This window comes from Pseudomonas kielensis (assembly GCF_014236655.1).
GTDB classification, from domain to species: domain Bacteria; phylum Pseudomonadota; class Gammaproteobacteria; order Pseudomonadales; family Pseudomonadaceae; genus Aquipseudomonas; species Aquipseudomonas kielensis.
Genome location: NZ_JACMYG010000062.1, coordinates 1 through 8,799 on the forward strand (window position 1 = coordinate 1; position 8,799 = coordinate 8,799).

General features: G+C 48.1%; 9 protein-coding genes. 2 read left to right on the plus strand and 7 right to left on the minus strand.

Features of this window, described 5'->3' with window-relative positions:
• Positions 1-106: 106 nt before the first annotated feature.
• The 6 genes from H7995_RS27775 to H7995_RS27800 form a co-directional block, all read right to left on the minus strand.
• Entirely contained in the window at positions 107-892 is a 786-nt protein-coding gene (locus tag H7995_RS27775; protein ID WP_057978274.1) for a phosphate ABC transporter ATP-binding protein, read from the minus strand.
• Positions 889-1,725: a phosphate ABC transporter permease PstA gene (pstA, locus tag H7995_RS27780; protein WP_057978272.1), complete on the minus strand. Its 837-nt coding sequence runs from the start codon at positions 1,723-1,725 to the stop codon at positions 889-891. The genes H7995_RS27775 and pstA overlap by 4 nt, the downstream gene beginning before the upstream one ends.
• On the minus strand, positions 1,722-2,612 hold the full coding sequence (gene pstC / locus H7995_RS27785) for a phosphate ABC transporter permease subunit PstC (protein ID WP_305955750.1): 891 nt from the start codon (positions 2,610-2,612) through the stop codon (positions 1,722-1,724). Before pstC ends, pstA begins: the two co-directional genes overlap by 4 nt.
• Positions 2,539-3,360 (minus strand): phosphate ABC transporter substrate-binding protein, encoded by an 822-nt coding sequence (locus tag H7995_RS27790; RefSeq protein ID WP_057978268.1) that lies wholly within the window; start codon positions 3,358-3,360, stop codon positions 2,539-2,541. Before H7995_RS27790 ends, pstC begins: the two co-directional genes overlap by 74 nt.
• 9 nt (positions 3,361-3,369) lie before the next feature.
• The gene (locus tag H7995_RS27795; protein ID WP_137807344.1) at positions 3,370-4,413 is read right to left on the minus strand and encodes a methyltransferase domain-containing protein; all 1,044 of its coding nucleotides are present in this window, start codon (positions 4,411-4,413) and stop codon (positions 3,370-3,372) included.
• A gap of 512 nt (positions 4,414-4,925) precedes the next feature.
• A complete protein-coding gene (locus H7995_RS27800; RefSeq protein WP_137807345.1) occupies positions 4,926-5,441 on the minus strand; it encodes a YHS domain-containing (seleno)protein in 516 nt (171 codons plus the stop codon).
• 152 nt (positions 5,442-5,593) lie between these two features.
• Between H7995_RS27800 and H7995_RS27805 the strand changes: the two genes are divergently transcribed.
• Positions 5,594-6,409, plus strand: a complete 816-nt coding sequence (locus tag H7995_RS27805; RefSeq protein ID WP_137807346.1) for an AraC family transcriptional regulator — start codon at positions 5,594-5,596, stop codon at positions 6,407-6,409.
• A gap of 746 nt (positions 6,410-7,155) precedes the next feature.
• On the plus strand, positions 7,156-7,926 hold the full coding sequence (locus H7995_RS27810; RefSeq protein ID WP_137807372.1) for a YkgJ family cysteine cluster protein: 771 nt from the start codon (positions 7,156-7,158) through the stop codon (positions 7,924-7,926).
• A gap of 445 nt (positions 7,927-8,371) precedes the next feature.
• Here H7995_RS27810 and H7995_RS27815 read toward each other — a convergent pair.
• On the minus strand, positions 8,372-8,799 hold a 428-nt coding region (locus tag H7995_RS27815; protein WP_137807347.1), incomplete at its 5' end, for a DoxX family protein.

Below are 8,799 nucleotides of genomic sequence, written 5' to 3' on the forward strand. Positions count from 1 at the left end.
ACATCTGATGATTTTTTTTCTACGAAACTGGCCTCACACATGGCAAATCTGTTTATTGCGACCTCGTAGGTGCAGATGTTGTTGAAGTGAGGATTGGAAAGTCTACCTAGCAAAGCACCCCGTTCAGATATTGATACGCCAATGGATGCCGCTCATTCTCGAATAAATCCAGAGTCGGCCCGCTATCAAGCACACAGCCACACCCATCTCTTACCCAGCAGACAGAAAGGTGATCAGCCAAACGTCGAGCCTGAGCCAGGTTATGAGTCACCATGAGCAGAGTGTAACGCCCCTTAAGGCTCGCAATCAGACGCTCGACCGTAGCACTGGCGATAGGGTCCAATGCGCTACACGGCTCGTCGAGCAACAACACGCGCGGTTGTAAAGCCAAGGCCCGGGCGAAACATAATCTCTGCTGTTGACCTCCGGAAAGCCCCAAAGCCGGCATTTGTAGACGATCTTTAACTTCGTCCCAAAGGCCCGTGGCTGTGAGTGCCTGTTCCATCCGTTGCTCCAGATCCGCCTTGTTCCGCACACCATGCTCACGTAACGCAAACAGTATATTTTCGGCGATGCTCAGCGGGAATGGATTGGGTTGCTGGAATACCATGCCGACTTGACGACGTAACTGTTGAACGTCCATCTTTCCCGCCAGTACATCCTTGTCATCGATCAGCACACTTCCGCTCACCCGAGCGCCTGGAATTAAGTCGGTCATGCGATTGACTGCTGAGAGCATGCTACTTTTACCGCAACCACTGGGACCCACTACGGCCATCAGCTCACCTGATGCCACCTCTAAACTGGCATCCTGCAGGGCTGTATGATTGGCGTATCGTACGCTTAGAGATTGAATGCTGAGAGCTGGGGGGGATGTTTCAGAGTTAATCATTTTTTTGTCTCGCGGCTGAAAGTTTTTTTACCGATGCGCCAAGCCAGTAGTTGAATAGCTATGGCAAAGCTAAGCAATACCAACGCTGTGGCACCTGAGGACGGTCCACCACCAGAAACATTCATAGCCAAGTCGTAAATATGCACAGCAAGCGTACGGCCCGAATCAAACACGCTCTCTGGCCAACGCATCACATATCCTGCGGTAAACAACAGCACGGCGGTTTCGGCTAATGCGCGCCCGGCACTGAGTACTAGAGCGCCGGCGATACCAGGAGCCGCGACTGGTAAGAGGATACGTCGCAAGTAACCAAAGCGAGAGATGGCGAGCCCCGCGGCGGCCTGGTTGTAGGAGTTTGGACAATCGCGCAATGCTTGTTCGGTCCCCCGGATAAACAGCGGTAAAATCATGCAAGCCAACGTACATCCACCGGCCAGTAGCGAATATCCCCACCCGAACTCCACCACGAATACACGGTAACCGAACAACCCGAATACCACCGATGGCACTGCACCCAAGCCATCAAGCGCCCATTGTAAAAATAAGTTAAGTCGGCTGTCGGGACGAACCTCTTGAGCAAGGAACAACGCAGCCCCCAGCCCCAATGGCAAGGCCAAGCTCATACAAATCAGAAGCACCAGTGCAGTCGATAAAATGATTGGCCCAATTCCCCCTGCTCTCCCCGCTTGCAGCGGTTCATCAATCAGAAAGCTCCAACTCAAGCTTTGTAACCCTTCTCCGAACACCGAGATCAACAAACTGAGCGGAGCAACCATAACCAACAGTGCGAGCAGACCGAGAGCTCGACCACGCCAGAGCTCCGAATTGCTCATGTCCTGCTCCCATAAATCCGCGCTAGGCCCATCAACAGTAATGCCAGAATTAGCAACAGCAGCCCGCTTACATATAAAGCCTCCAAGTGCGAACCTGTTGCATAGCTCATCTCCAGAGCGATGTTCGCAGTCAGCGTTCGTACCGGCTCGAAGGGCGTCATCGGCCATTGCACAACATTACCTGCGACCATCATCACCGCCATGGTTTCACCAAGTGCACGTCCGAGTTGCAGAAGTATGGAGGGCCATAGCCGAGGCCATGAGGCCGGTATCAAGACCCGGCGAATCACCGACCACTGTGAGACACCCAGGCTCAATGCAGGAGCCATATGCCGAGTGGCGGCCACACGTAACGTCGTATCTGCTTGCACAACCAGCAGCGGTAGAATCATCAGGGCCAACACCAAACCTGCTGCCAGCAAGCTCGCACCAGGAGGTATCCATTGGTTGAGCAGCGGTACCAACACAACCAAACCCCATAAACCGTAAACCACCGAGGGAATACTGGCCATCAAGCCGATCATTGCGCTGTATGGTCGAGCAAGATAAGCAGGCGCATAGAAGACCATCCACAGACTGACCAACAAACCTGTGGGGACTGCTAGTAATAAGGCCAGCACACTACTAAGCAACGATGCCCCTAACATGGCTTGTAAGCCGAACTCACCGCTTGAGGGTCGCCAATTAGTACTCATCAATCTAGCCGGGTCTTGAAGTAGAGGCCAGCTGGCCTGAGTCAGAAATAGCAGGATCAACAACAACAGGCTCGCCGCAGTTAGAGCACAGAGAAGACTTGCACTTCGCAAAAACCGGTCAGCGCTTGGTCGCAGTGATGAAGTAATGTTCAGCGACAAGATCGGCAACCTCCGAAGATTGGGAAAATTCAAGCAAGGCTTTCACATTGGCACTTGGATTCCCCCGTATCACCAGATTTAGGTCACGCTTCAATGGGTAACGACCATCTAATAAAGCCTCCGTCGAAGCCTGCTTTCCGTCCAAGGACAACAGTTTTATCGCGACTCCATGCTGAGACTCATATTCCGCACTGCCAATAGAGACATATCCAATTGCTAGCGGATTGCCAGCTACCGACTTGATACCCTGTTGATTGTCACCAATAACGAGGTCGGGCTTGATATCATCATTGTTCAGTTTAAAATGTTTGAGAAACAACTCCAAGGTTGAGCGCCCTTCCGCTTTATGTACAAGCACAACAGGGCCAGGTGTAGCACCAAGCTCACTCCAGTTTACAGTCTTCCGGGTATAAAGATTGACAACCTGTTCGCTGCTTATGTCGTTTAGCGGATTGTCACGATGTACGATCATTGCAATACCGTCTTTTGCAATCAAATACGGTGTTAGGTCACTTTCATTAGTGTCTAGCGAGCGTGATGCCATGCCAATCGCCGCCAACCCGGAACGCGCATCTTGGATTCCGCGAGATGTCCCCCCAGCCTGAACGTCTACACGTATGCCTGGGTGGCCTGCTTCAAAACGTTTTCCTATATCGACCATCAACGGTGCGATAGTGCTGGAGCCCGAGAGAGTGATGGTCTGTGTCGGCTCTTTCCCGCAGCCCGCCAACAAGGCAGCGGCGATAAGCGTTAAGCATATAGATAATTTTGACATCGTCATCACCGATCCTTAGCAGCAAGTGGCTGCAACGGGGGTGCTTGTGAGCTGCTTTTCAAATGGCAGCCCCCTGCCGCAGCCTTCGAACATTCCAAAGTGCTTGTTGAAGGTACCAATGAACTGAAAATGCGAATTAAATCGGGTGTCCTGCAGCATTCGCCAGGAATTACCACAGACAGGAAAGATACGACCAGTTTCAAAACGGTGATGCTTGTCTAATACGAACGCTGCAGGTGCACCTGGGATACTGCCTTGATAGATTACTGCCTGGCCGTAGTCCTCGCAGGCCAATTCCAAATTATCAAGTTTGAACAACCGGTAGGTGGCTGAGAAGAAGCGAACGTCACCGAGTTTTTCTGCCAGAGTGGCATCAGTGATCTCAATTGGCCGATCTTCGACCAGCCGCGGGTCATTAAATCCGTATCGACGAGCCAGATTCTCAAAATCGTTCCAGTACATCGCCCCGCCTAAACATTCGCCATATAACACTTCATCCTGACGGAGTGATTCCGGTAAACGACGATCAGCGTAGATGTCAGAGAAATACAACTCACCACCCGGTTTGAGCAAGCGATAAGCCTCACTCAACACACTATCCTTGTCTGGGGAAAGGTTGATTACGCAGTTGGAGACAATTACGTCAAATTCGGCATCAGCTAGCCCAAGCGCACCAAGGTCCTCGATGTAACCTTCGAGAAACCGCACATTGGAAAACCCGAACTGCTCTGTATGATAATCGAGGTATTCTTTGGCTACAGCTAATTGTTCGGTTGTCATATCGACCCCAACCACCGCACCGTTTTCCCCCACCACCTGCGCCAAGACATAACAGTCACGACCTGAACCACTGCCGAGATCAAGTACTCGACAGCCCTCCAACAATGCGGGAGCAACCAGACCACAGCCGTAGTAGCGAGCGCTGACCTCTGGATGGATATTTGCTAAAAACTGCTTAAGCCATGTGGGTACATCGGAGACATCACAGCATGCGCTGGTTTTCAGGTCCTCGTTGCTTTGCAGGACTTTGCCATAATAATTCTGAACAGATTCGCGCATGTGATTCCTCTGTGACCGTGATTCAAAACGTTAGGAGCGGCGAGTCACTCCGTTTGCAACCAGGTCAAAATCCTGGTGTGCCGTTGAGTACTGCTCCCGGTACTGATGAGTCGACTCCAGATTTGTTACAAAGTCTTTTTCTTGATCCGCCAATTGATCTCTAAAGGAGGTAGATTCTCAACCAGAGTTTGGGGGGGCAGCGTTCGCTGAGAGCCGCTCAGAACCCATTCGATAAGGAAAGTACGAAGCAGTCGAGAAATGAAGCTAGTATCATATCGCCATTAATGCGACCAGAGATTCATTCATGACTTACCTTAAACTTTGATAAGCGGACAAAACATTATTATCAGAGATTCTCGAAAAGAGGATTAGTCGATACAAGTGCTAATATATTAAAAGCCTCTTTTGAAATATTCTTGTGCGATGAGGGCAGATTATAATCTGCCCTCATGTCAAAATCATTGCAGTCCGACCCTGACGTCCTAAGTTGTGAGTGGAATTTGGCCTTACGGTTATAATGCTGCCGGTGTTAGGTCTCTGATGTTGGGCCAGTTCAAGTTGGCCTTGTTTATATTGCCGGGGACATCGTCTAACCAGCGGGCTTGGGCTTCTTTATGTACATTCAGGTATAGTTTTCCATCCACAACGCGCCACAACTGCGGATTTACATCCAGTTTTTTCCCGAATACGACGCCCATTGCACAGAAACCACCGAAAGCAGGTTTGTACTTTTCTGGATTTTTCTTGAAAGCGTCTCGATTATCGGCGTTAGCAAATCGATAGGTTGTTCCTTCGTTAACATCAATGAAATTTGATGTGCCGAGCTTCGGCCCTCCAGGAGTGAAGTATGAGACCGGGTCGTATCCTTGAAGTGCGATGCCATTGCTGTCGACATTCATCGCACTCGTAGACTGTTCATCATAAGCATTAGCAGTCAAGGGTATCGAGATTGATACCATCGCTGCAACCATCAGCACTGCAGTAGAAGCGATGATATTACGTCGTGAGATATGAATAAACGCTTTCATGTGGACCTCCAGAGTCACTAGAATTATGTCGCTTTCGCTGGTTATTGATGAAAAATCAGCGTCAGACGACTATCGATAGACTACATCTCTGCTTGATACGCATGGCAACCAAACGTATCATAATATGCACCATTCGTATCGATTAAGATCTCATGGACAGACTGACGCATTTGCTGGACCAGTTCTCCTTGCATGCTGGAGTTTTTTATTCCGGTACAATTTGTGGGGAGCAATCCTTTCAGGCGATACCTTCGCGAGGTCATGTTCATCTGGTGAAGCGCGGGCCAGTCAAGCTGATTGGCGCTCAAGTAGACGTGATTGATGTGATTAATCCAACTTTATTGTTCTTGCCGCGACCTGAGCCCCATCGCTTACAAGCAGATGAGTCCGCGGGAGCTGATATTATTTGTGGGACAGTTCAATTTGATGGTGGCCGAGCGAACCCCATAATAGACTCACTTCCCAATATACTAATGATCGAAATTAGTGTCCTCCCTGGAGCTGATAGCGTAATCAACATGATGTTCGAAGAGTCTCTTTCTATGCGTAGTGGAAGACAAGCTGTAATGGATCACCTTTGTGAAGTACTGATGATTTTATTACTTCGCTATTGTGTCGAACAGGGATTAACGCATGCTGGTACATTGGCGGGATTGTCAGATATCCGATTAGCCAAAACGCTCATTGCCGTGCACAATAATCCTGCTCACGAGTGGGATATAAGTTCTATGGCATTGCTTGCGGGGATGTCCCGCGCTCGTTTTTCCTATCACTTTCGCCTGGTTACAGGTGACACTCCTGCTGATTATCTTGCCTCATGGCGCGTCATGATTGCGCAGAGACTTTTGATGAGAGGATTGCCTCTTAAGCAGGTTGCTTACGATGTCGGTTATGGTAGCGCTAGCGCTTTGACTCGAGCTTTTTTCCGTAAAATAGGTTGCACACCAAATGAATGGATCAAGCAATAAGTAAGTGAGGCGCAACAAAGGAATCTAACCTTGAAGAGACATTAAACGTTTCAGCTGCCCGGCATTTTTTCCGAAGCTATGATGATTAGCGTGCACGACTTATACCTCGTCACATCAAACGATATTACCTCTAAATTTATATAGTTCAGTTATAGACGCCACTTCCTCTGCAATTTTCAATATAACTGGCGACAGACTCATTTTATTTAAAGTGCCAATGACTCCCTCATGGAGATATTGCTACGCCCTGTCTACAAAGCACCTTAAGGTGACCGCTCCCAACTAGAACCCTGCTATTAATTTATTACCGTTTAAATATTTCTGTTAAAGTGGGTTGTCCAAACATTTTGCTATCACCAGTAGTTTCGTGCAAGACGCGCATTTAACAATCGATGATAAGCATCATATATTAACACTGCTCGATGCATTTCTTTACCGCGATATTGTACTTAAACTAGCGACCGAAAAATTTGACCTCACGCCATTAATCAATCGCTTTTTATTAAGAATTTAGCACTCTATTCAATCTCCTGATGTAACTCTTGAGTCACTGCAGCTATAATCTATCTTGTTGGTGGAGCTCAGCTTCTTAGCATGTTAAAAGCCGGTTAAATGCTGCGATATGAGAAGCGGTTCATTATCGCCAAGGAACACTATTTTTCGAGCAGATTTGGATGTACCAAGATACTGTTCCCAATCCAGTCACGACAATATCAAACAATAACAACCGAGTGGACAACCTGCTGATGGACATACAATATTCATGTGTTGGATGTGGTAAATGCTGCAATGATCACCATGTTCCATTGACGCTTAACGAATCTAAACGATGGGCGACAGATGGAGGGGCAGTAATCATATTGGTAGAAGCGTTTCTTGAAAATGGTTATGGCATACCAGAACATCAATTGAACCACGCACGCAGTCGCTCCCTTCTGGTCTCAAGTGGTGAAGCCAGAGCTTATATTGCGATTACATTCGCTGCGTACAATGCCGGCCCATGTCGAAATTTGAATTCAGATAATATGTGTAACATTTATGAGCGTCGCCCGTTGGTGTGCCGAATTTATCCAATGGAAATTAATCCTCACATCCCATTGCGACCAGTTACAAAAGACTGCCCTCCGCATTCATGGGAGGCAGGGCCAGATTTGATTATTGGTGGCAAGCTGGTCGATTCTGAGTTAGCGACTCTGATCGAGCAATCCCGACAGGCGGACCGGGACGAAATCATTACCAAGGAAGCGATTTGTACTCAATTGGGTATCTGCACGACTGCGTTGAAAGGCGATGGTTTCGCTACCTACTTACCAGATATGCCATCTTTCGCCGCAGCGATAGAGCAGGTTCTGGGACAGTCGATTATTCCTCCCTCCGAGTCCAACTGGTGCTTTCAACTTTCACGCGACTCTATTACAGACGCAATGAAACTTCATGGCGCCAAAATATCGAATTCCGGCACAGGTATCTATACCTTTATCCCATTGCAACAGGTAAGCTCAGCACTTGGAAAGTGATGTGAAATAGCGCTCTGCTACAAGCGCGCAGCGTGTTTAATTCGACGAACTTATTGTGTTATTTGCGGCGCGTCAATGAGTAGAGCAACGGTTAGATAGTTGTCTTTAAAGTGCGATTTCAAAAAATGCGCCAGGGATGGCATACATTTCTTAAATTGCATTTACAAACTGTGCACCACTTGATGCAACCCGGTGTATTTATGAGGTTTTTTGGTTTGACACATCATTTTCAATTTAAAAAAAAGGCCGTATAAATACGGCCTAAAGTCGGAGAACGAGGAGCGACCCCTATTTTTCACCCAGTCCAGAGTGAAAACCTTAAAATTGACAATGCAAATAATCTTTACAGTTTGACCTGTATCAGCGCCAACTTATTTAGAGCTTCTCTCAACACAACCCCTAAGATACTGTTTAGATGACGACGACCTCTCTGTAGAGAGCAACTTCAATGTCTCGATGAATCTCCACGTCGAAAGGTATCCAGTGCCAATCGATCCTGATCCCGAAATGCTATAAGCACGAGGCTGCCAGCAAATATAATCAAAGAAGGATAGAAAAGTACATTGCTGCCCTCATACATCCAACCCCACGGATCAACAACAGACTTCATAACGGCAAAGAGCGAGGCCGCGTTTAACAAAAGTTGTACGGGGTAGGTCCAGCGCCGTGCCAAACCCCAAACCACCAACAGCCCGACCAGTATTTGTAGCGCCCCAGCCACCTGAAGGGCTGAATCTAACGTCAGGACCCCAAAATAAAACTTGCTCGCGACTGCCTTGCTATGCTCCAGGTTGAAAATCTTATCTGCCCCCCAGATAACGAGTAACCAACCAAGTGAGATTCTTAAAAACAGCAGGGTCCAATTTTTCATAA

Excerpts from the sequence above, each read along its gene's own strand:
- H7995_RS27775 (WP_057978274.1), bottom strand. The coding sequence starts at position 892 with ATGATTAACTCTGAAACATCCCCCCCAGCTCTCAGCATTCAATCTCTA.
- pstA (WP_057978272.1), bottom strand. The coding sequence starts at position 1,725 with ATGAGCAATTCGGAGCTCTGGCGTGGTCGAGCTCTCGGTCTGCTCGCA.
- H7995_RS27790 (WP_057978268.1), bottom strand. The coding sequence starts at position 3,360 with ATGACGATGTCAAAATTATCTATATGCTTAACGCTTATCGCCGCTGCC.
- H7995_RS27795 (WP_137807344.1), bottom strand. The coding sequence starts at position 4,413 with ATGCGCGAATCTGTTCAGAATTATTATGGCAAAGTCCTGCAAAGCAAC.
- H7995_RS27800 (WP_137807345.1), bottom strand. The coding sequence starts at position 5,441 with ATGAAAGCGTTTATTCATATCTCACGACGTAATATCATCGCTTCTACT.
- H7995_RS27805 (WP_137807346.1), top strand. The coding sequence starts at position 5,594 with ATGGACAGACTGACGCATTTGCTGGACCAGTTCTCCTTGCATGCTGGA.
- H7995_RS27810 (WP_137807372.1), top strand. The coding sequence starts at position 7,156 with ATGGACATACAATATTCATGTGTTGGATGTGGTAAATGCTGCAATGAT.